The organism is Streptomyces sp. (assembly GCF_036524955.1).
Classification (GTDB): domain Bacteria; phylum Actinomycetota; class Actinomycetes; order Streptomycetales; family Streptomycetaceae; genus Actinacidiphila.
Window position 1 is genome coordinate 1 of record NZ_DATDBG010000286.1, and the last position, 21,081, is coordinate 21,081.

Annotated in this window: 20 protein-coding genes; 8 read left to right on the forward strand and 12 right to left on the reverse strand. The window is 73.2% G+C overall.

Annotation, left to right across the window (positions count from 1 at the left end; translation table 11 throughout):
• From VIW71_RS22835 to rimP, 4 genes are all read right to left on the reverse strand, one after another.
• The coding region (locus VIW71_RS22835; RefSeq protein ID WP_331624392.1) for a translation initiation factor IF-2 N-terminal domain-containing protein at positions 1-301 on the reverse strand (301 nt) is incomplete at its 3' end.
• Positions 302-457: 156 nt separating this feature from the next.
• Positions 458-736, reverse strand: a complete 279-nt coding sequence (locus VIW71_RS22840) for a YlxR family protein (RefSeq protein WP_331624394.1) — start codon at positions 734-736, stop codon at positions 458-460.
• A gap of 129 nt (positions 737-865) precedes the next feature.
• Positions 866-1,852, reverse strand: coding sequence for a transcription termination factor NusA (gene nusA, locus VIW71_RS22845; protein WP_331624395.1), 987 nt, complete (start codon positions 1,850-1,852; stop codon positions 866-868).
• A 2-nt stretch (positions 1,853-1,854) separates the two neighbouring features.
• Positions 1,855-2,379: a ribosome maturation factor RimP gene (gene rimP / locus VIW71_RS22850; protein ID WP_331624396.1), complete on the reverse strand. Its 525-nt coding sequence runs from the start codon at positions 2,377-2,379 to the stop codon at positions 1,855-1,857.
• A gap of 283 nt (positions 2,380-2,662) precedes the next feature.
• On the opposite strand from rimP, the gene VIW71_RS22855 reads away from it, so the two are divergent.
• The 3 genes from VIW71_RS22855 to VIW71_RS22865 all read left to right on the forward strand — a co-directional run bounded on the left by VIW71_RS22855 (position 2,663) and on the right by VIW71_RS22865 (position 4,604).
• A complete protein-coding gene (locus VIW71_RS22855) occupies positions 2,663-3,163 on the forward strand; it encodes a hypothetical protein (RefSeq protein WP_331624397.1) in 501 nt (166 codons plus the stop codon).
• Positions 3,160-3,579, forward strand: a complete 420-nt coding sequence (locus VIW71_RS22860) for a ferritin-like domain-containing protein (protein ID WP_331624398.1) — start codon at positions 3,160-3,162, stop codon at positions 3,577-3,579. Before VIW71_RS22855 ends, VIW71_RS22860 begins: the two co-directional genes overlap by 4 nt.
• An 80-nt stretch (positions 3,580-3,659) precedes the next feature.
• Positions 3,660-4,604 (forward strand): aminoglycoside phosphotransferase family protein, encoded by a 945-nt coding sequence (locus tag VIW71_RS22865; protein ID WP_331624399.1) that lies wholly within the window; start codon positions 3,660-3,662, stop codon positions 4,602-4,604.
• A 165-nt stretch (positions 4,605-4,769) separates the two neighbouring features.
• Here the strand turns inward: VIW71_RS22865 and VIW71_RS22870 are convergent, their stop codons facing one another.
• The 8 genes from VIW71_RS22870 to VIW71_RS22905 all read right to left on the reverse strand — a co-directional run bounded on the left by VIW71_RS22870 (position 4,770) and on the right by VIW71_RS22905 (position 15,706).
• Positions 4,770-6,455 (reverse strand): proline--tRNA ligase, encoded by a 1,686-nt coding sequence (locus VIW71_RS22870; protein WP_331624400.1) that lies wholly within the window; start codon positions 6,453-6,455, stop codon positions 4,770-4,772.
• 66 nt (positions 6,456-6,521) lie between these two features.
• Positions 6,522-7,109: a GNAT family N-acetyltransferase gene (locus tag VIW71_RS22875; RefSeq protein ID WP_414720816.1), complete on the reverse strand. Its 588-nt coding sequence runs from the start codon at positions 7,107-7,109 to the stop codon at positions 6,522-6,524.
• Between the two features lie 129 nt (positions 7,110-7,238).
• Positions 7,239-8,084, reverse strand: coding sequence for a GNAT family N-acetyltransferase (locus VIW71_RS22880; protein WP_331624402.1), 846 nt, complete (start codon positions 8,082-8,084; stop codon positions 7,239-7,241).
• 124 nt (positions 8,085-8,208) lie between these two features.
• A complete protein-coding gene (gene ispG / locus VIW71_RS22885; RefSeq protein WP_331624403.1) occupies positions 8,209-9,363 on the reverse strand; it encodes a flavodoxin-dependent (E)-4-hydroxy-3-methylbut-2-enyl-diphosphate synthase in 1,155 nt (384 codons plus the stop codon).
• Between the two features lie 100 nt (positions 9,364-9,463).
• Positions 9,464-10,780 carry a M50 family metallopeptidase gene (locus tag VIW71_RS22890; RefSeq protein ID WP_331624404.1) on the reverse strand — a complete coding sequence of 439 codons (1,317 nt, stop codon included), beginning with the start codon at positions 10,778-10,780 and terminating at the stop codon, positions 9,464-9,466.
• Positions 10,777-12,027: a 1-deoxy-D-xylulose-5-phosphate reductoisomerase gene (dxr, locus tag VIW71_RS22895; RefSeq protein WP_331624405.1), complete on the reverse strand. Its 1,251-nt coding sequence runs from the start codon at positions 12,025-12,027 to the stop codon at positions 10,777-10,779. Before dxr ends, VIW71_RS22890 begins: the two co-directional genes overlap by 4 nt.
• A gap of 53 nt (positions 12,028-12,080) precedes the next feature.
• Positions 12,081-14,003, reverse strand: coding sequence for an acyl-CoA dehydrogenase family protein (locus VIW71_RS22900; RefSeq protein ID WP_331624407.1), 1,923 nt, complete (start codon positions 14,001-14,003; stop codon positions 12,081-12,083).
• A gap of 242 nt (positions 14,004-14,245) precedes the next feature.
• Positions 14,246-15,706: an aldehyde dehydrogenase family protein gene (locus tag VIW71_RS22905; RefSeq protein ID WP_331624408.1), complete on the reverse strand. Its 1,461-nt coding sequence runs from the start codon at positions 15,704-15,706 to the stop codon at positions 14,246-14,248.
• A 459-nt stretch (positions 15,707-16,165) separates the two neighbouring features.
• Between VIW71_RS22905 and VIW71_RS22910 the strand changes: the two genes are divergently transcribed.
• The 5 genes from VIW71_RS22910 to VIW71_RS22930 form a co-directional block, all read left to right on the forward strand.
• Positions 16,166-16,771 (forward strand): CU044_2847 family protein, encoded by a 606-nt coding sequence (locus tag VIW71_RS22910; RefSeq protein ID WP_331624409.1) that lies wholly within the window; start codon positions 16,166-16,168, stop codon positions 16,769-16,771.
• A 91-nt stretch (positions 16,772-16,862) separates the two neighbouring features.
• Positions 16,863-17,849, forward strand: a complete 987-nt coding sequence (locus VIW71_RS22915; RefSeq protein WP_331624410.1) for a trypsin-like peptidase domain-containing protein — start codon at positions 16,863-16,865, stop codon at positions 17,847-17,849.
• 4 nt (positions 17,850-17,853) lie between these two features.
• Complete coding sequence (locus tag VIW71_RS22920; RefSeq protein WP_331624412.1) at positions 17,854-19,575, forward strand: hypothetical protein; 1,722 nt, start codon at positions 17,854-17,856, stop codon at positions 19,573-19,575.
• 22 nt (positions 19,576-19,597) lie between these two features.
• The gene (locus VIW71_RS22925) at positions 19,598-20,620 is read left to right on the forward strand and encodes an AAA family ATPase (protein ID WP_331624414.1); all 1,023 of its coding nucleotides are present in this window, start codon (positions 19,598-19,600) and stop codon (positions 20,618-20,620) included.
• Positions 20,621-20,631: 11 nt separating this feature from the next.
• The coding region (locus tag VIW71_RS22930; RefSeq protein ID WP_331624415.1) for a hypothetical protein at positions 20,632-21,081 on the forward strand (450 nt) is incomplete at its 3' end.

The window sequence follows — 21,081 nt, forward strand, 5'->3', positions numbered from 1 at the left end:
CAGCCGGACGTGCCGGCGCACCCGGGGTGGGTGCCGGCGGTGTCACACCGGGGGTGGGACCTCCCGCGCGTCCGGGCGCGGGAGAGGGCGTCGCCTTGCGCGGCGCCGAGGGCTTCGCAGCGGACTTGCCGGCGCCGGCGCCGGGTCCCTGGAAAGCGTCAGTCAGTTTGCGGACAACCGGCGCCTCGATCGTCGAGGACGCCGAACGGACGAATTCGCCGAGTTCCTGGAGCTTGGCCATGACGACCTTGCTCTCGACTCCCATCTCCTTGGCGAGTTCGTATACCCGGACCTTAGCCACTTCGCTCCTTTTAGGTCCGGGGTGATCGTCCACCGGACCGTCGCTACTTCATGGGCGTACTCATCGCGTACTCATCGAGTGCTCATCGCAATCTCGACCTACTTCCATCTCGCGAGGTACCTGACCGCACGGTGACCCGTGCCGTACTCCTTTTTCCTACGGTGCTGCCCGCTCGACATACCGGCGCAACTCCGCGGTATCGGGCGTCACCGGGCGTTTGAAGGCCCGGGCGAACGCCCGGCGGCGGACCGCCAGGTCGAGGCAGGCAAGGTCGGAGTGCAGATACGCACCCCGACCGGGCAGCGTACCGCGATGATCGGGTACGCATACGTCCCCGGCCACCGCCACACGCAGCAGGTCGCTCTTGGCCGCTCGCCGCCGGCAGCCGATGCACGTTCGCTCCGGGCATGTTGCGATCAGCGTCCGACCAGACACCTTAAGTCTACCTCCCCGCGCCGAGCTCACTCCTTCGAGTAAGCAGACGCATGGTTGTTCGTCGACGCGTGGTTGCCGGCCCGCGTGGTTCTTCGCAGCGGGCCGCGTTCCGGTCGGGTCCGCCGCGCCTCAGCCCTGCTGCTGCTCGGTGTCCGGACGGATGTCGATCCGCCAGCCGGTGAGCCGGGCGGCCAGCCGGGCGTTCTGCCCTTCCTTGCCGATGGCCAGCGAGAGCTGGTAGTCCGGCACGGTGACCCGGGCGGACCGGGCGGCGGCGTCCACCACCTCGACCTTGGAGACCCGGGCCGGGGAGAGCGCGTTCGCCACCATCTCGGCGGGGTCGTCCGACCAGTCCACGATGTCGATCTTCTCGCCGTGCAGTTCGGCCATGACCGCCCGCACCCGGGCGCCCATCGGGCCGATGCAGGCGCCCTTGGCGTTCAGCCCGGTGCGGGTGGAGCGGACCGCGATCTTGCTGCGGTGCCCGGCCTCGCGGGCGATCGCCTCGATCACCACCGAGCCGTCGGCGATCTCCGGGACCTCCAGGGCGAAGAGCTTCTTGACCAGGTTCGGATGGGTCCGCGACAGGGTCACCGACGGGCCGCGCACCCCCTTGGCGACCCGCACCACATAGCTGCGCAGCCGGGTGCCGTGCGCGTAGTCCTCGCCGGGCACCTGCTCCTGCACCGGGAGGATGGCCTCCAGCTTGCCGATGTCCACCAGTACGTTCTTGGGGTCCTTGCCCTGCTGGACGACGCCCGCGACGATGTCGCCCTCGCGGCCGGCGTACTCCCCGAAGGTCACGTCGTCCTCGGCGTCCCGCAGCCGCTGGAGGATCACCTGCTTGGCGGTGGAGGCGGCGATCCGGCCGAACCCGGTCGGCGTGTCGTCGAACTCGCGGGGCTCCGCCCCCTCGCCCGCCTCCTCCGGGTCCTCGGTGGCCCATACGGTCACATGCCCGGTGGTCCGGTCCAGCTCCACGCGGGCCCGGCGGTGGCTGCCCGGCTCACGGTGGTACGCGATGAGGAGCGCCGACTCGATGGCCTCGACCAGCAGCTCGAACGAGATCTGCCTCTCCTGCACCAAACCCCGCAGGGCCTTCATGTCGATGTCCACGGCTACGCCTCCTCGGTGCTCTCGTCGCCCTCGGCCGCCTGGTCCTCGCCGGCCTTGCGGTTGAACTCGATCTCGACCCGGGCCCTGGCGATCTCGGCGAAGTCGGCGCGGGCGGGCTTGGGCTTACGGCCCTTGACGCCCGGGACCTCCAGGTCGAGTCCGCTGTCGTCCACCGTCATGATCCGCGCGATCAGCTCGCCGCGCTCCTTGAGCTGGAGTTTGACCAGGCGGCCGGTGTTGCGCCGGAAGTGGCGCGGCTCGGTCAGTGGGCGGTCGGTACCGGGGGAGGTGACCTCCAGCAGGTACTCGGCGTCGCCCATCGCGTCGGAGGCGTCCAGCGCCTGGGAGAACTCCCGGCTCACCTCGGCCAGCGTGTCCAGGTGCACGCCCTCGTCCGCGTCCACGACGACCAGGAGCTGCCGCCGGTTGCCCGCGGCCGACACCTTGACCTCTTCCAGTTCCAGGCCCGCCTTGGCGACGAGCGGCTCAAGCAGCGCGCGCAGCCTCTCGCTCTGGGTGGTGCTCATCCGGGTGACTCCTCGGCCGCGTCTGCTGTTGTCATGGAAGGTCGCGTGTAGGCCCAACGTTACCGGAGTTCCACCCCTCCGTTTTCCCCCGCCCCGCCCGGTACGTACGGTGGCTCCCCGCCGGGTACGCCCGGGCAGCCAGCGAGCCGAAGGGCGCGCCGGTGCCGAAAGGGAGAGCGCGCGGAGATCCCGAGGAACGCGGGACCGAGCGCGGCCGACCGCCGGCACCGGGCCCGAGCGCCCGGAGGCGAGAGGGCGGCATTAAGATCCGTACACTCCCTCCATGATCGCGGAGGTGGCTCGGCTGAGCAGGCGGAGTGTGGTGGGTGCGGTGGCCGTGGGGGCGGTGGCCGGGTGTGCCGGAGGTGGGGGCGGGGACGGCAGCGGGGGCGGGCCGGCCGGGGCGGTGGCGCGGCCGGGTGCGGCGGAGCAGGCGGGAGCGGTCCGGGACAGCATGGCGCTGCTGCGTGCGTACGATGCGACGCTGGCCGCTCATCCCGCGCTGGCCGGGCGGCTCGCCCCGCTGCGGGCCGAGGTGGCCCGGCATGTCCGGGCGTTCGGCGGGCAGGCCCCGGCGTCCTCGCCCGGCCGGACCGCGCACCCTGTTCCGGCCGGGCCGGCCGCCGCGCTGGCCGCGCTCGCGGCGATGGAGCGCACCCTCGCCGACCGGCGGGCCGTCGCCCTGCTGGCTGTGCCGGGCGAGCTGGCCCGGCTGATGGCGTCGGTCGCTGCGGCCGGCGCGGGACACGTCGTACTGCTGAACACCGGAGCGAAGAAGGCATGAGCACGGTCATCGACGCGGCGCAGGCGGCACTCGCCGCGGAGCACGCCGCGGTCTACGGGTACGGTGTCGTCGGCGGCCGGGTGACCGCCGCGCGGCAGGCCGAGGCCCGGCAGGCGTACGACGCGCACCGGGCCCGCCGGGACGCCATGATCCGTACGGTCACCGATCTGGGCGCGGTGCCGGTGACCACGGCGGCCGGGTACGCGCTGCCCTTCCCGGTACCGGGACCGGCCGCCGCGGCGCGACTGGCCGCCTTCCTGGAGGAGCGCGTGGCGGGCGCGTACGGGGACCTGGTCAGGGCCTCGATAGGCGACATCCGGCGGGACGCGGCGAGTGCGCTGCGCGAGGCGGCGGTGCGCGCGGTGCGATGGAACGGCGGCAGCGTAGCCTTCCCGGGGTTGGCCGAACGCGGTTGACCCGCGGGGCCCGGTCCGCCGCGCCACCGAGTCGCGGGGGGCCGCCGGCCAGCGACGTACCACGGAGGGAACGCACAGCGATGGGTTCAGCGGCGCACCACGGACGGCCCGCGGCCGTACCCCTGGAGCCGCCCGAGCGGCTGGCCCGTACAGTCGCGGCCTGGGAGGGCGAGGCGGGCCGGGTGTGGCTGGCGGAGTTGCCGGGCCGGGTGGCCGGACACCTGGAGCAGTGGGAGCTGACACCCGAGCGGGTCTTCGCGCAGGGCGGGCAGATCAGCATGATCGTGCTGGTACGGACGGCGGACGGCACGCCTGCCGTGCTCAAGGTCGGCATGGTCACCCGGGAGACCGCGCACGAGCACGCGGCGCTGGCGCACTGGGACGGGCGCGGGGCGGTACGGCTGCTGGCGGCGGACCCGGAGCGGGGCGCGCTGCTGCTGGAACGGTTGCACGCCGACGTGAGCCTGCGGTCGCTGGCCGAACCGAAGGCGATGCTGGAGGCGTCGGCGGTGCTCCAGCGGCTGTGGGTGCCGCCCGCCCCGGGGCACCCCTTCACCACGGTGGCCGACCACACCGGCGACCTGGCCGGGGTGCTGCGCGAGCGCCGCGAGCAGCCGTGGGCGGCCGACGCCCGGCAGCTCGTCGACGAGGCGCTGGCCCGCTCCGCGGACCTGGTGGCGGACAGCACGGAGACGGTGCTGCTGCACGGCGAGTACCACCACGGCAACGTCCTCGCGGGCGAGCGCGCGGCGTGGCTGGCCATCGACCCCAAGCCGCTGGTCGGCGAGCGCGCGTACGACCTGGCGTGGCTGGCCCGCGACCGCCTGCCCACGCTCGCCGCCCAGCCCGGCTCCCGCGCCGCCGCCCGCCGCCGCATCGCGGGGCTCGCCGCCTCCCTCGACGTCGACCCGGACCGCCTGCACGCCTGGTCCCTCTTCCGCGCGGTCGAGGCAGGTGTCTGGTCCCTCTCGGTGGGCGACCGCGAGGACGGCGAGCTCCTTCTGGAGTTCGCGAGCTGGCTCTGAGCACACGGGGCGCGCCCCGTCAGGGGCGCGGGGAACCGCGGACTCAGCCACGACGTGTGCGGTCCCCGGCAGCGCGCGGGGCCCGCCGAGCCATGCCCCGCCGCCCTGCCCGGCCACGGCCCGGTGGGGATGGTCGCGCGGTTCCCCGCGCACCCGCGGGTCGGCTCAGCCCACCAACCGGGTCAGCGCCTCCTCGAGACCGAACTCCGCACGCTCCCCCGTGCGGCGGTCCTTGACCTCGACCACGCCGTCGGCCGCGCGGCGCCCCGCGACCACGATCGTGGGCACCCCGATGAGTTCCGCGTCGGTGAACTTCACGCCCGGGGAGACGCCCGCACGGTCGTCCAGGAGGACCCGTACGCCCGCGGTGTGCAACCGCTCGGCGACCGTCTCGGCGAGTCGGGTCTGCGCGGCCTTCCCTGCCGCGACGACGTGGACGTCGGCCGGGGCGACGGCGCGGGGCCAGCACAGGCCCTGGGCGTCGGCGGTCTGTTCGGCGAGGGCCGCGACCGCCCGGGAGACGCCGATGCCGTAGGAGCCCATGGTGACGCGGACGGGCTTGCCGTCCCGGCCGAGGACGTCGACCTGGAAGGTGTCGGTGTACTTGCGGCCGAGCTGGAAGATGTGGCCGACCTCGATGGCGCGGCCCAGGGTGAGGCCGGCGCCGCAGCGGGGGCAGGGGTCGCCGGACTCGACGGTGACCACGTCCAGGTAGCGGTCCACCTGGAAGTCCCGGCCGCAGGTGACGTTGGCCGCGTGCCGACCGGGCTTGTTGGCGCCGGTGATCCACGCGGTGCCGGGGGCGATCCGGGGGTCGGCCAGGTAGGGGATGCCCAGACCCTGCGGGCCGACGTAGCCGCGTACCAGATCGGGCCGGTCCGCGAAGTCCTCGGCGGTGACGAGTGCGACGGTGGCCGGCGCGAGGTGTTCCGCGAGCTTGCCGAGGTCGACTTCGCGGTCGCCGGGCACGCCGACCGCGGTGATCTCGCCGTCGACCTTGACCAGCAGGTTCTTCAGGGTCGCCGAGGCGGGCACGCCCAGGTGCGCGGCGAGCGTGTCGATGGTCGGCGTGTCGGGGGTGTCCAGTTCCTCGACCGGGCCGTGGTCGCCGTCCGCCGGCGGCCCGGGGGTGAAGGTGACCGCCTCCGTGTTGGCCGCGAAGTCGCACGCCGGGCAGTCCACGAAGGTGTCCTCGCCGGCCGCCGCGGGCGCCAGGAACTCCTCGGACGCGGAGCCGCCCATCGCGCCGGACACCGCGGACACGATCCGGATGTCGATGCCGAGGCGGCGGAAGATCCTGATGTACGCCTCGCGGTGCAGCCGGTACGCCTCCGCGAGCCCTTCCTCCCCGGTGTCGAAGGAGTACGCGTCCTTCATCTGGAACTCGCGCCCGCGCAGGACCCCGGACCGGGGCCGGGCCTCGTCGCGGTACTTGGTCTGGATCTGGTAAAGGATCACCGGAAGGTCCTTGTACGAGGTGATCTGGTCCTTCACGAGCTGCGTGAAGATCTCCTCGTGAGTGGGCCCGAGCACGTACCGGGTGCCCTTGCGGTCGGTGAGCTGGAACAGCAGGTCGCCGTAGTCCGCCGCGCGCCCGGTCGCCTCGTACGCCTCGCGGGGCAGCAGCGCGGGCAGCAGCACCTCCTGCCCGCCGATCGCGTCCATCTCCTCGCGCACCACGGCGGCCACGTTGTCCAGGACGCGCTTGCCGAGCGGCAGCCAGGTCCACACACCCGCCGAGGACCGGCGTACGTATCCGGACCGGACCAGTAGTTTGTGGCTGGTGGTCTCTGCGTCGGCCGGGTCGTCACGCAGCGTCTTGACCATCAGCCGGGACATACGCAGGACCATAGCGGGGCCTCCTGGAGGTCGGGGGTCCGGCGAGGATACCGGGCGGGCCGGGCGATCCCGAAACCGTTATCGCCAGGACGCGGGGCGCCGCAGCGGCAGGGGTGCGCCCATCACCGCGTACGGCCGGGTCGCGCTCGGGAAGTGCACCGGCCGGGCCAGGTCGCGGTAGCCGAGGGAGCGGTAGAGGTGGCGGGCCGGGCTCTCGCCGTCGATCGCGGACAGGATGCTGCGCGGTTCGGTCGCGGTGTCGGTGATGCCGGTGATCAGGCGGCGGCCGATGCCGCGGTTCTGGTAGCCGGGCAGCACGTGGAGCTCGGTGATGACGAAGGAGTCGTCCAGCCAGCCGTCGTTGCCCCGCTCGCGCAGGTAGGGCTGGACGACGCTGGACCACCAGTGCGTACGGTCGTTGGGCAGCCCGTACACGAAGCCCACCAGTCGGCCGTCCTCGGTGTGCGCGCACAGCGCCCGCGCCCCCGGGTACGCCAGGTGGCGCAGCACGATCTGCCGGCGGATGGCCACTTCGTCCGGCCCGAGCCCGAAGGCCAGCGCCTGTACGGCCAGGGCCTCGTCGACCTGCGGGGCGAGGTCGCAGGGTCCGACCACCACGTTCTCCACGGCGGCGACCTTACCGTGCCGGGCACCCCGGCCGGCCATCCCCCCGGGATCTGAGCGGCCGGAGGGCGCCGGTGTCGAACGGGAGAGCGCGCGGAGATCGTGAGGAACGAGGGGGCGAGCACGGTCGACCGTCGGCACGGGGTCCAAGCGCCCGGAGGCGAGCGAACCTCAGAAAAGGACACTCATGAACGCGCCGACCTCGGTGAAGCCGACCCGGTGGTAGGCGGCCCGGGCGGGGGCGTTGAAGTCGTTGACGTAGAGGCTGACGACGGGGGCGACGTCGCGCAGCGCGTAGTGGAGCACGGCGGCCATGCCGGTCTTCGACAGGCCGCGGCCCCGGTGGGCCGGGGCGACCCAGACGCCCTGGATCTGGCAGGCGTGGGCGGTGACCGCGCCGATCTCGGCCTTGAAGACCACCTCACCGTCCTCGATCCGGGCGAACGCCCGCCCGGTGGAGACCAGTTCGGCGACCCGTGCCTGGTAGAGCAGCCCGCCGTCGCCGGCCATCGGCGAGACGCCCACCTCCTCGGTGAACATGGCCACGCAGGCCGGCATGATCACCTCCATCTCGTCCCGGCGGACCCGGCGGACTCCGGGATCGGGGGCGATGCCGGCGGGCAGCGAGCGGGTGGCCAGCAGCGGCTGGTGGGTGCGGATCTCGCGGGCCGGACCCCAGTGGGGTTCGAGCTGCGACCACAGATCGGCGGTGGCCCCGGCCGGGCCGACGATGGAGGAGCAGCGGCGGCCGGCCCGGCGGGCGCGGTCGGCGAAGGCGGTGACGGCGTCGGGGGTGGCGCAGATCGGTACGAGGTTGGCGCCGGCGTAGCAGAGCGAGGTGAGCTGCCCGCCGGTGTACCAGCCCCACATCTCACCGCCGAGCCGCCACGGGTCGAGCCCGGCGACGGCGACCCGTGAGGTGACGAACGCGTTGGCCACCGGATCGCGGTCGAGGACCGCGAGGGCGGCGTCGAGGTCGCGTGCGTCGAGGACTCGGGCAGTCGGGTGGGTCAACACGGCAACGCCTCACCGTACGGGCCGTGGTGGACGGCCGAGGATGACGTCGGAACTTTACCTCGCACCGGCGTGCCATGCCCCGCGTCCGGTGGGCGGTACGCGGGGCACGACGGGAACGACCGGTTCAGGAGACGCTCACCTGCGGCTCACCGGAGAGCACGCCGTCCGCCTCCATCTGCTCGGCGAGCTTCATCGCCTCGTCGATCAGGGTCTCCACGATCTTGGACTCGGGCACCGTCTTGATGATCTCGCCCTTGACGAAGATCTGGCCCTTGCCGTTGCCGGAGGCGACCCCGAGGTCGGCCTCGCGGGCCTCGCCCGGTCCGTTGACGACGCAGCCCATGACGGCCACCCGCAGCGGCACCTCCATGCCCTCCAGCCCTGCGGTCACCTGGTCGGCGAGCTTGTAGACGTCCACCTGGGCCCGGCCGCAGGACGGGCAGGAGACGATCTCCAGGCGGCGCTGCCGCAGGTTCATCGACTCCAGGATCTGGATGCCGACCTTGACCTCCTCGGCGGGCGGCGCGGACAGCGAGACCCGGATGGTGTCGCCGATGCCCTCCGCGAGCAGCGCGCCGAAGGCGACCGCGGACTTGATGGTGCCCTGGAAGGCGGGGCCCGCCTCGGTGACACCGAGGTGCAGCGGGTAGTCGCACTTCTGGGCCAGCAGCCGGTAGGCGTTGACCATCACGACAGGGTCGTTGTGCTTCACGGAGATCTTGATGTCACGGAAGCCGTGCTCCTCGAAGAGTGACGCCTCCCACAGTGCGGACTCCACCAGCGCCTCGGGGGTGGCCTTGCCGTACTTCTCCAGCAGCCGCCGGTCCAGGGAGCCGGCGTTGACGCCGATCCGGATCGGGGTGCCGGTGGCGGAGGCGGCCTTGGCGATCTCCTTGACCTTGTCGTCGAACTGCTTGATGTTGCCCGGGTTGACCCGGACCGCGGCGCAGCCGGCGTCGATCGCGGCGAAGACGTACTTCGGCTGGAAATGAATGTCCGCGATGACGGGGATCTGCGATTTCCTGGCGATCGTGGCCAGCGCGTCGGCGTCGTCCTGGGTGGGACAGGCGACCCGGACGATCTGGCAGCCGGAGGCGGTCAGCTCGGCGATCTGCTGGAGCGTGGCTCCGATGTCGGAGGTCCGCGTGGTGGTCATCGACTGGACGGACACCGGCGCGTCGCCGCCCACCGCGACCGTCCCGACCTGGATCTGACGGCTTTTACGGCGGTCGGCGAGCTTGGTCGGAACATCCGGCATACCGAGCGAAATGGCGGTCATCTGCGTGGCATCCCCAAGGTGTGGAACGAGGTCCCGTCGTGGGCGGGCTCCGCTTTGAGATTACGGCACGCCGCCCACTGACCTCACCCCGCTCAGGGCATTACGAACTGAGTTTGACCGGGTTGACGACATCGGCGATCAGGACGAGCAGCGTGAAGGACACAAAGATTCCGGCCACGACATAGGCGATCGGCATGAGCTTGGCCACGTCGAAGGGGCCCGGGTCGGGTTTGCGGAAGACACGCGCGGTGGTACGGCGGACGGACTCCCACACCGCGCCCGCGATGTGGCCGCCGTCCAGCGGCAGCAGCGGCAGCATGTTGAACAGGAACAGCGACAGGTTGAACCCGGCCACCAGCATGACCATGGTCATCAGCCGGTTGATCGCCGGTTCCTCCAGCGAGAAGACCTCGCCACCGACGCGGGCCGCGCCCACCACGCCCATCGGCGAGTCGGGTTTGCGCTCGGCACCGTTGAAGGCGGCGTTCCACAGGTCGGGGACGCGCTGCGGCAGCGAGAGCAGGGAGTCCACGCCCTGCTGGGCGAGGTCGCCCATGTGCTGGACCGAGGAGGTGAAGCTCAGCGGCTCGATGTGGGCGGCGGGGCTGAATCCGAGGAAGCCGGCCCGCACCGTGCCGTCCACGTAGTTACCGTCGCCGTCGGTCCTGGTCACGGTGTTGGTGGTGATCACCGGGTGCAGGGTGACCTGCCGGCCGTCGCGCAGGACCACGATGGTGACCCGGCCGGCGTGCGTGCGGATGTCGTGGGAGAGCTGGGCCCAGTCCTTGACCGGATGCCCGTTGAACTCCAGGAACTTGTCGCCGGCCTGGAAGCCGGCGGTCTTGGCGGGCGCGACCGGGTCGGTGGGGCGGCAGGGGTTGGCCGGGTCGCGCTCGGAGGTGTCGGCCTGGGAGATCACGCAGTCGCTGACCTGGCCGATCACGGTGGTCCGCATGCTGATGCCGAAGCCCATGAAGACGGTGAGGAAGAGCGCGGCGGCCAGGATCAGGTTCATGAAGGGCCCGGCGAACATGACGATGACGCGCTTCCACGGCTTGCGGGTGTAGAACATCCGCGTCTCGTCGCCGGGTTTCAGCTCCTCGTACGCCTGCGAGCGCGCGTCCTCGATCATGCCGCGCCACGGCGAGGTGGAGCGGGCGGTGAGCCGGCCGTCCTCGCCGGGCGGGAACATCCCGATCATGCGGATGTAGCCGCCGAGCGGGATGGCCTTGATGCCGTACTCGGTCTCACCCTTGTGCCGGGACCAGAGGGTGGGGCCGAAGCCGACCATGTACTGGGGCACGCGGATCTTGAAGAGCTTGGCCGTGGAGAGGTGGCCCAGCTCGTGCCAGGCGATGGAGATCATCAGGCCGAGAGCGAAGACGACTATGCCGAGGACCGTCATGAGGGCCGTCATACGCCTGCTGCCTCCGATGTTTGTGCCAGTTCCCGGGCTCGGGCGCGGGCCCAGGTCTCCGCTTCGAGGACGTCCGGGACGGTCAGCCGGGTTCCCGCCGCCGGATCGCCGTGTTCCGCGACGACCCGGGCGACGGTGTCCACGATCCCGGTGAACGGCAGCCGGCCGGCGAGGAAGGCGTCGACGCACTCCTCGTTGGCCGCGTTGAACACCGCGGGCGCGGTGCCCCCGAGGGTACCGACCTGGCGGGCCAGCGCGACGGAGGGGAAGGCGTCCTCGTCCAGCGGGAAGAACTCCCAGGTCGCCGCCTGGGACCAGTCGACGCCCGGCGCGGCGTCCGGCACCCGGTCCGGCCAGCCGAGGCCCAGCGCGATCGGCATCCGCATGTCGGGCGGGCTGGCCTGGGCGAGCGTGGAGCCGTCGATGAACTCCACCATCGAGTGAATGTACGACTGGGGGTGGACGACCACCTCGATCCGGTCGAAGGGAACGTCGTAGAGCAGATGCGCCTCGATGACCTCCAGGCCCTTGTTGACCAGCGTCGCGGAGTTGACGGTGATCATCGGACCCATGGCCCAGGTGGGGTGGGCGAGGGCGTCGGCGGGGGTGACGCGGGCCAGCTCGGCGCGGGTCCGGCCGCGGAAGGGGCCGCCGGAGGCGGTCACGATCAGCTTGCGGACCTCGTCGCGGCGCCCCCCGAGCATCGCCTGGAAGAGGGCCGAGTGCTCGGAGTCGACGGGCACGATCTGGCCGGGCTTGGCGATCGCCTTCACCAGCGGCCCGCCGACGATCAGCGACTCCTTGTTGGCGAGGATCAGCACCCGGTCAGCCTCCAGGGCGGCCAGCGTGGGGCGCAGGCCGATGGAGCCGGTGATGCCGTTGAGCACGGAGTGGCAGTCGATCGTCGCGGCCTCGGTGGCCGCGTCGGGCCCTGCCAGGACGCGCGGCTGCTTCCCGGCCCACTCGTAGGCGTCCAGCGCGGCCCGCAGCGCCGGCACGGCGGCCTGGTCCGCGACCGCCACGGTGTGCACGCCGAGCCGGTGCGCCTGCTTGGCGAGCAGCTCCGCCCGGCCGCCCGCCGCGGAGAGCGCGACCACCCGGAACCGGTCCGGGTTGCGCAGCACCACGTCGATCGCCTGGGTACCGATGGAGCCGGTGGAGCCGAGGATCACGATGTCCCGGGGACCGCCACCGGGCTCCGGCGCACCGTGCGGTCGGTAGTGCGGGTCTGCGAGAGCGTCCGTCATGGGGTCATTCTGTCCTGCCCGACGGACTTCTCACTCACCAGCCTGTGGACAACTCAGTGCACCGGCCGGTGCACGTTCTCCTTCTCGGACGGCCCCGGCGTGGCGTCGGCGATCCACGGGCCCTCCCGGCTGGGGTCGACGATGCCCGCCTCCAGCCAGGTGAACGCGCCGCCCAGCACCGCCTTGGTGAGCCGGCGGTCGGGACCGTCGGTGTTGGTCCACAACCGGGCGAAGAGCTCGTCGGTACGGATCCGGGCCTGCTCGCAGAAGGTGTCGGCGAGCTGGTGGGCCTCGGGGCCGTGCCCGCCGCTCGCGGCCAGGTGCCGGGCCCGTACGCAGGCGGCGCTCATCGCGAACAGCTCGGCGCCGATGTCCACGATCCTGGCCAGGAAGTTCTGCTTGGTCTCCATCCGGCCCTGCCAGCGGGACATCGCGTAGAAGGTGCAGCGGGCGAGCTTGCGGGAGCTGCGCTCCACGTACCGCAGGTGGGTGGCGAGCTCGCCGAACTCGGCGTACGAGGTGGGCAGTTGGCCCGGCCCCGCGACCAGCTTGGGCAGCCAGCGGGCGTAGAACCCGCCGGCTCGGGCGCCGGCCCTCGCCTTGTCGCCCAGCGAGGTGTCCGGGTCGATGAGGTCGCCGGCCACCGACAGGTGGGCGTCCACCGCCTCCCGGGCGATGAGCAGGTGCATGATCTCGGTGGAGCCCTCGAAGATCCGGTTGATCCGCAGGTCGCGCAGCATCTGCTCGGCGGCGACCGCGCGTTCACCGCGGGCGGCCAGCGAGTCGGCGGTCTCGAAGCCGCGTCCGCCGCGGATCTGCACCAGTTCGTCGGCCATCAGCCAGGCCGCCTCGGAACCGTAGAGCTTGGCGAGGGCGGCTTCGATCCGGATGTCGTTGCGGTCCTCGTCGGCCATCTGCGAGGACAGGTCGAGCATCGCCTCCAGGGCGAAGGTGGTGGCCGCGATGTAGGCGATCTTCGAGCCGACCGCCTCGTGCTCGGCGATCGGCTTGCCCCACTGCTCGCGGGCCGCCGACCACTCGCGGGCGATCTGCAGGCACCACTTGCCGGCCCCGACGCAGCCCGCGGGCAGCGACAGGCGGCCGGTGTTCAGGGTGGTCAGGGCGATCTTCAGCCCGGCGCCCTCGGGACCGATGCGGTCCGCCGCGGGGACCCGGACCTGGTGGAAGCGGGTGACGCCGTTCTCCAGGCCGCGCAGGCCCATGAAGGCGTTGCGGTTCTCCACGGTGACGCCCTCGGAGGCGGCCTCCACCACGAACGCGGTGATCCCGCCCTTGTGGCCGTCGCTCCTGGGCACCCGGGCCATCACCACCAGCAGGTCGGCGACGACGCCGTTGGTGGTCCACAGTTTCACGCCGTCCAGCACGTAGTCGTCGCCGTCGGGCACCGCGGTGGTGGCCAGCCGCGCCGGGTCGGAGCCGACGTCGGGCTCGGTGAGCAGGAACGCGCTGATGTCGGTGCGGGCGCAGCGCGGCAGGAACCGCTCCTTCTGATCCTTGGTGCCGAACAGTTTCAGCGGCTGCGGTACGCCGATCGACTGATGGGCCGACAGCAGGGCGCCGATCGCGGGGCTGGCGGAACCGACGAGCGACAGGGCCTTGTTGTAGTACACCTGGGTGAGCCCGAGCCCGCCGTACGCCTCGTCGATCTTCATGCCGAACGCGCCGAGCTCCTTGAGCCCGAGGATCGTCTCGTCCGGGATACGGGCTTCGCGTTCGATCCTGGCCGCGTCCACCTTGGCCTCGCAGAAGTCCCGCAGCCGGTCGAGGAAGTCCTCGCCCTTCGCCACGGCTTCCGGCGAGGGCAGCGGGTGGGGGTGGATCAGGTCGAGGCGGAAGCGGCCGAGGAACAGCTCCTTGGCAAAGCTGGGCTTGCGCCAGTGCTGTTCCCTGGCGGCCTCCGCCACCTGGCGTGCTTCTCGCTCGGAGACCTTGCGTGCTGCGGCGGGTGCGGACACGTTGCGTCACCTCCGGGTAGGCCGGTTACCGACCGGTGCTACCAGTCCGTACTACCCGAATTCCGGCGATCCCACCAGGCGAGCGGCGGGGACGGCTGACCGCGTTTCAGCAGGGGCGGGCCGTGCGTGTCCGGGGCGAACGCGCACGGCCGGTACCGGCGGACCCGTGCTCGTACGGGAGCGGCGGCCCACCGCACGGGCCGGCGGACACCTCCCCGTACCGCGTCCGCCGGCCCCCGGCGTCACAGGTCGAGGCCGGTGAGGACCAGGACCCGTTCGTAGGTGTAGTCGTCCATCGCGAACCGGACGCCCTCGCGGCCGGTGCCGGAGTCCTTCACGCCGCCGTACGGCATCTGGTCCGCGCGGTACGACGGCGCGTCGCCGATGACGACGCCGCCGACCTCCAGTTCGCGGTGGGCCCGGAAGGCGAGCTGGAGGTCGTGCGTGAAGACACCGGTCTGCAAGCCGAACCGGGAGTCGTTGACAGCCGCGAACGCCTCGTCGGCGCCGTTCACCCGATGCAGTGACAGCACCGGCCCGAACGCCTCCGCGGTGGCCAGGATCGCGTCGGCCGGCAGGTCCGCGAGCACGGTCGGCGGGTAGCTCGCGCCCTCCCGGGCGCCACCGGTCAGCAGCTTGGCGCCCTTGGCCACCGCGTCGTCCACCCAGGAGGCGACCCGCTCGGCGGCGGCCTCGCTGACCAGGGGTCCGACGTCGGTCGCGTCGTCGCCCGGGTCGCCGGTGACCTGTTCCCCGACCTTCGCCACGACGCGCTCGGCGAGGGCGTCGTAGACGGACGCGTCGGCGATGACGCGCTGCACCGAGATGCAGGACTGGCCGCCCTGGTAGTTGGCGAAGGTGGCGATACGGGTCGCCGCCCACTCCAGGTCCGCCTCCGAGGACCAGTCGGCGAGGACGACGGCGGCGGCGTTGCCGCCGAGCTCCAGCGTGACGTGTTTGCGCGGCACCGAGTCGGCGATCCGGTGGCCGACCGTGTCGGAGCCGGTGAAGGAGATGACCGGCAGCCGGGGGTCCTGGACCAGCGCGGGCATCCGGTCGTTCGGCACCGGCAGGACGCTCCACGCGCCGGCCGGCAGGCCGCTGGTCTCGGCGAGGAGCTCCCCGAGCAGCAGCGCGCTCAGCGGCGTCGCTGGCGCGGGCTTGAGGATGATCGGCGCGCCGACCGCGATGGCCGGGGCGACCTTGTGGGCCACCAGGTTCAGCGGGAAGTTGAAGGGGGCGATGCCCAGCACCGGACCGCGGGGGAAGCGGCGGGTCAGGGCGAGCCGCCCGACGCCGCCCGCGTCGGTGTCCAGCCGCTGCGCCTCACCGCTGTTGAACCGCCGGGCCTCCTCGGCGGCCCACCGGAAGACGGAGACCGCGCGGGCCACCTCGCCCCGCGCCCACTTCACCGGCTTCCCGTTCTCCGCGGTGATCAGCCGCGCCGTCTCCTCCGCGCGCTCGGCGAGCCGCTTCGCCACGTGGTCCAGTGCCGCCGCCCGTACGTGCGCCGGAGTCGCCGCGAACTCCTTCGCCGCGCCCACCGCCGCCGCGACGGCCGCCTCCACCTGCTCTTCCGACGGCACGCTCACCCGCCCGACCAGCGTCCCGTCCCACGAGCCGCGCACCTCGAAACTGTCGCCTCCGGCAGCCGGCCGGCCCGCCAGCCAGAACCCGTACGTGCCGTCGCCTGCGGTTGTCACGGTGGGCCCGCCCTTCCTCGATTCCCGGTTCACCGCTTCACGGTAGGCCCGGGGTTTTCGGCTTTCCGTTGTCCAGGATGGCCTGCTGGGCAGCGGAGGTGCGACGGTTTGGCCAACCGGTCTGGCCAGACCGGTTCCGTCGGCGCGGAGTGGCCGCCGGCCGCGCCTGCTTCCGGGGCGACCGGTGGTCCCCGGAAGGCCCGAGCCCCGCGACGGGTACCGGGCAGCACCCGCGCGACGCGCACGGCCTGCGACCCGGTCGTGCGCGGGACGGTGTGCCGGCAGCCGCCACGGGGCTGCTTGCCGACTCGCGGGTGGAAACCCGTCCGCGCACCGCGGCGTCGTAGGGAGTACGCGTCGCGCGGAACACTTCCCGGTGCGCGCGGGGCGCAGCCGTTCGACGGACAAAGGTCCGGGGGCGCGCATATCCTGCTGAACCGGGGAGGGGAAGGGGACCACATGGCGCAGACGGTCACGATCGATCTCGGGGACGGCTCGGCCGTGGAAGCGGAGATCATCGGCGACGTGCCGTTCGAGCGCGCCGAGGAGGCCGGGGGATACGGCGATGTCGGAGCCGGCCGCAGGGCCGCCGAACTCGGCTCGGCCGTGGCGCTGACGCTGGACCAGGTACGGGCCACCGTCCGCAGCGTGGGCCGGTGGGCGGCCGAGACCGTCGCCGAGGGCGGCGCCGCCGGAGCGCCCGACTCCTTCGAGGTGGAGTTCGGCCTCAAACTCGCCGTGAAGTCCGGCCAGTTACTGGGGATCATCGCGGAGGCGGGCAGCGAGGCGGGCCTCACGGTCCGGCTCTCGTGGGACCTGGCCGCGCGCCGATCCGCTCAGGCGGTCGGCACCCCGCCGGTGGCAGGCCGACCGGAAGGGGGCGCGGGCACGGAGCCCGGCACGAGCACCCAGCCCGGCACGAGCACCGGCACCGGCACCGGCACGCAGCCCGGCACCGGCACCGGCACGAGCACAGAACCCGCCACAATCGCCGACGCACGCGCAGGTACGGACGCAGGCAGCCGCACCGCCGGCGCAACGAGCGCCACGGAGCTGCGCGCATGACGTACCCCGCCGGCCGCCGCGGACGCCGGCGCACCACGTACGGGGACGGCCACGCGGTCCGCCGCTCCCCCGATACGCCGGGGCGCGAGCCGTGACCGCCGCACCCGGCGCCGGCCGGCCGCTCGGCTCCGACGCGGCCGGGCTCCTCCACCGGGCCGCCGTATCGGTCGGCGTCGCCGGGGCCTTCCGGGGCAGTGGATTCTTCGCCGGGGAGGGGACCGTGGTGACCGCCGCGCATGTGGTCGCGGGGGCGAGCGCGCCCGTCGTCGTCACCTGGCCGGACGGTTCGTACGAGGTGGCGCCCGCCGGCGTGCGGGCCCACCCCGAACACGGCGACGGCGGCCGGTTCTTCCCGTTCCCGGACCTGGCCGTGCTCAGCGGCCCGCGGTGGGGCGCGCACCCCGTCGCCCGCCTGGCAGCCGCCGATCCCGCGCCCGGCACGGAGGTCACCGCCCTCGGGTACTCCACCCACACCCCCACCAACGGCGTGCAGCCCGACACCCTGGTCCTGCGCGTGGGAGGCCGCTCCGGCGACTTCGTACGGGTCCTCGGCGACGGCGTGCGCGACGGCCTCAGCGGCAGCATGCTCGTGGACGCGGACGGGCTGGTCGTGGGGGTGCTCAAGGGCAGCCGGTCGTACGTGGACGCGCAGGGCGGCTGGTTCACGCCGGTCTCCGCGGTGCACGCACTGCTGGGCACCGCGGCCCCGCCGCCCGTCTCATCAGCGCCCGCCCCACCACCGCTCGCCCCGCCTTCGCCGGCCCCGCCTCCGACCGACAGCGAACTGGTCGACGCCCTGACGGCCTTCCCCGCGCTGGCCCGCGCCGAGGCCCGGCACGACCTGCTCCACCGGATGGGCGATCTCCTCGGCCTCCCCTACTCCTTCGAGGTCGAGGAGCGCCCGGCCCGCCGCGACCACCTCTTCCGCCTGATTCTGGCGTGCCGCCACTTCCGCGACGCACGGGCCGCACTCACCGCCCTCTGCACGGCGATGACCGAGATCGCACCGCACGACAAGGCGCTGGAACCCTTACGGGATCTGGTCGGCCGAGCCGTCACCGGCGGGTGGGGCGGGTAACGCGATGGGCGAGTCGCAGAGGCACTGGACGAAGCGGCTGCTGGCCAGGACGGTGAGGGGCGAGCCGGCGGGCGCCCGCGCCGAGACCCCGGAAGCACCCGCGGGCGCCGCCGTGCCGGAACCGCGGGCCCCGGGAGCCGCGGTGCCGGACATCCCGGATGCCGCGGCGCCGCAAGGGCCCTCATCGTGGCCTCCCGGCGCCGCCGACCTGCTCACCGAACTGCTGGGCCGCTTCAACGCGCTGCTCCCGGCAGCGGCCCGGGGCGACCTGCTCCAGCGGATGGACGCGGCTGCGGGACCGTACACCGTCAAAGACCCCGGTTTCCGGCTCGACGTGCCCCGACTCGACACGCCCCGTGCCCACTTCCGGGCCATCGTGGGAGCCGTGGAAGCGCGCCCCGACCCTGCCGCGGGTCTGGTGGCACTCCGCACGGCGTTACGGGACGGCCACCCGGACGCCGGGGCACTGCCCTGGCTGGAACTGACCGTGCTGGGCCTGACCGGCACGGCCCCGCTGCCGCCCGCGACCGCGCTGGATCTGGTCCGGGCGCTGTACGAGATCCCCGATCTGCCGGCCCCGGACCTGCTCGTGCACCACATCCCCTACGGCGCCCGGGGCACCGGCATGCTCAGCGGCCGGGAGACGCTGCCGGAGATCCTGGTCCGGCTGTCCGATCGCCGGGGCGGCAGCGACGCGTCCGCGCTGCTGCGCTTCCTGCACGACGTGGCCCAGGACCGGACGCTGACCGCGTACCCCCGGCTGTCGGCGCTGCGCACGCTGCTGACCTCGCCCGCCGCCACCCACGCCGGGGCGCGGGCGACGGCCCGGCGGGAGAACGAGCGGGAGAAGCTGATCGTGCAGATCCGGGTCGAAGCCGTGGACGCCGAGCACGTCGAGGACGAGCAGTACCGGTTGTGGGGCGCGTACTACCGGCAGCCCGCGGACGGCGGCCCGATGGTCCGGATGCGTTCGCTGGAACCCAGCGAGCCCTTCTGCCGCAGCGAGTTGACCGAAGCGGGCAGCGCCCGGATGTCCGGGTGGGCGCAACTGGCCCGGGACGTGCGGGGCGCGAGCGGCGGTGTGCGGGTGGAGTTCCTGCTGCCGACCACGCTGCTCGGCCACTGCGCGGAACTGTGGTCGGCGGGCCCGTCCCGTACCCCGCTCGGTCACAACCACCCGGTCGTCGTGCGGTCGTTGGAGCGCTACAGCGACAACTGGCTGGACCCGGAGCCCTGGCGGCAGCGGTGGCATCACCTGTGCCAGGACGCTCCGTACCCGGATCGCCCGGAGCACCCCGAGCACCCCGAGCACCCCGAGCACCCGGACGCGCTGGACCGGATCGCCTGGCCGCCGCTGGACGACAAGCCCGTCGCCGACCTGACCGAATGGCTGAGCCGGGACCCGGGGCTGGCGTGCCTGGGCCTGTCCGTGCCGTACGACCTGCTGTCCGCGCGCGTCCGGGCCGCGGTGCGCGACGCGCTGTTCATGGAGGGCGTGCCCGTCATGGTGTGGCGGCGCGACCCCGGCGACCACCGGGATCTCGTCGCCGCGCTGCGCCGGCACTCCCCGAAGCGGCTGCTCGACCTCCCGGAGACCGTGCACCTGTGCCGCAAACACGGCCGGGCCGCGGGCGAGACGGACGTACGCAACAACATCACGCTGCTGTGGGACGACCCGGACTGCGTGGACGCCGACCAGGACATGCCCTTCATGGGAATGGCGTGACGACATGACAAGGAGTTCCGCGGTGACGGCGAACGGCGAGCACTGGTGGGTCTACCGCGGCACGGGCACCCCGCACGACGGCATCACCCGCCTCCCGCAGGCCCCTTCCTGGCGCGCCTTCGGCCCCGCCGACCCCGAGGCGCTGCCCGTGCCGCCCGCCACCTCGGCGGACGGCGCCACCGCCCGCCGCCTCGGCCGGGACCGCCAGGCCACCGCGTACCAGGCCGACGAGCGCGAGATCCAGCTCGTCAACCTCGCTTTCCACCTGCGCCGCCCGCTGCTCATCACCGGCAAGCCCGGTGTCGGCAAGTCCACCCTCGCGTACGCGGTCGCGCACGAGCTGCGCCTCGGCCCGGTGCTGCGCTGGCCGGTCACCAGCCGCGCGACACTCCGCGACGGCCTGTACGCGTACGACGCCATCGGCCGCCTGCACGACGCGGGTGTCACGGGCGACGGCCGGGCCCCGGCGATCGGCCGCTACCTGCGGCTCGGCCCGCTCGGTACGGCGCTGCTGCCGTGGCGGCATCCGCGGGTGCTGCTCATCGACGAGATCGACAAGAGCGATCTCGATCTGCCGAACGACCTGCTGAACGTCTTCGAGGAGGGCGAGTTCGACATCCCGGAGCTGTCCCGGCTCGGCCCGGGCGACCAGGAGGTGATGACCGCGGACGGCCCCCGCACGGCCACGGTCACCGGCGGCACGGTGCGCTGCGCCCAGTTCCCCTTCACCGTCCTCACCAGCAACTCCGAGCGCGAGTTCCCCGCGGCCTTCCTCCGCCGCTGCGTGCGTCTGGAGATCCAGCCCCCCGACGCCGACCGGCTCGCCGCGATGGTCACCGCCCACCTGGGCGGTGATCCCGCGGACGCCCCGACGCGTACGGCTCTCATCGCGGAATTCCTGCGCCGTCAGCGGGAGGACGGCGCGGAACTCGCCAACGACCAGTTGCTCAACGCCCTGCTGATGGCGGGGCGCGGTCTGTGGGACCGGCCCGAGGACCGCGGGGTCGTCGAGGACGTGCTGCTGCGCCCGCTGAACGAGGGCTGAGGCCTCCGCCGGTGACCGCGAGCCACGACGAGATGCCGCCCGGGGGCCATCGGCCGCGTCCGGACGCCGGCTCGCCCGACGCCGGCGGTGACGCGACGGCCGACCGCCCGCACGCCCCGGAGTGCGGCTCAACCGGTGGCGCTGAGCGGGAGGTCGGTGACGGCAGGGGGTCCTTGCGGGTGGCGTTGGCCGGGCTGCTGGCAGGACCGGAGAGGGAAGGGCCGTCCGCGGACGACCTGGCCGACGTGCTGTGGGTGGCGCGGCTCGCCGGACTCGGGGGGCCGGCAGCGCAGGACGGTGAGCCGCGGGCGCGGAAGGTGCCCGCGGCGGGCGACGGCGAACGGCGGCCACCCGTACCGCCGCGGGCGGCCCCGGACACCCCGGTGGAGCCGGCACCGTCCAAGCAGCCGCGGCCGGAGCCCTCGCCCGCGGCACCCGGACCGGTGCGGCCCGCCGAGCCG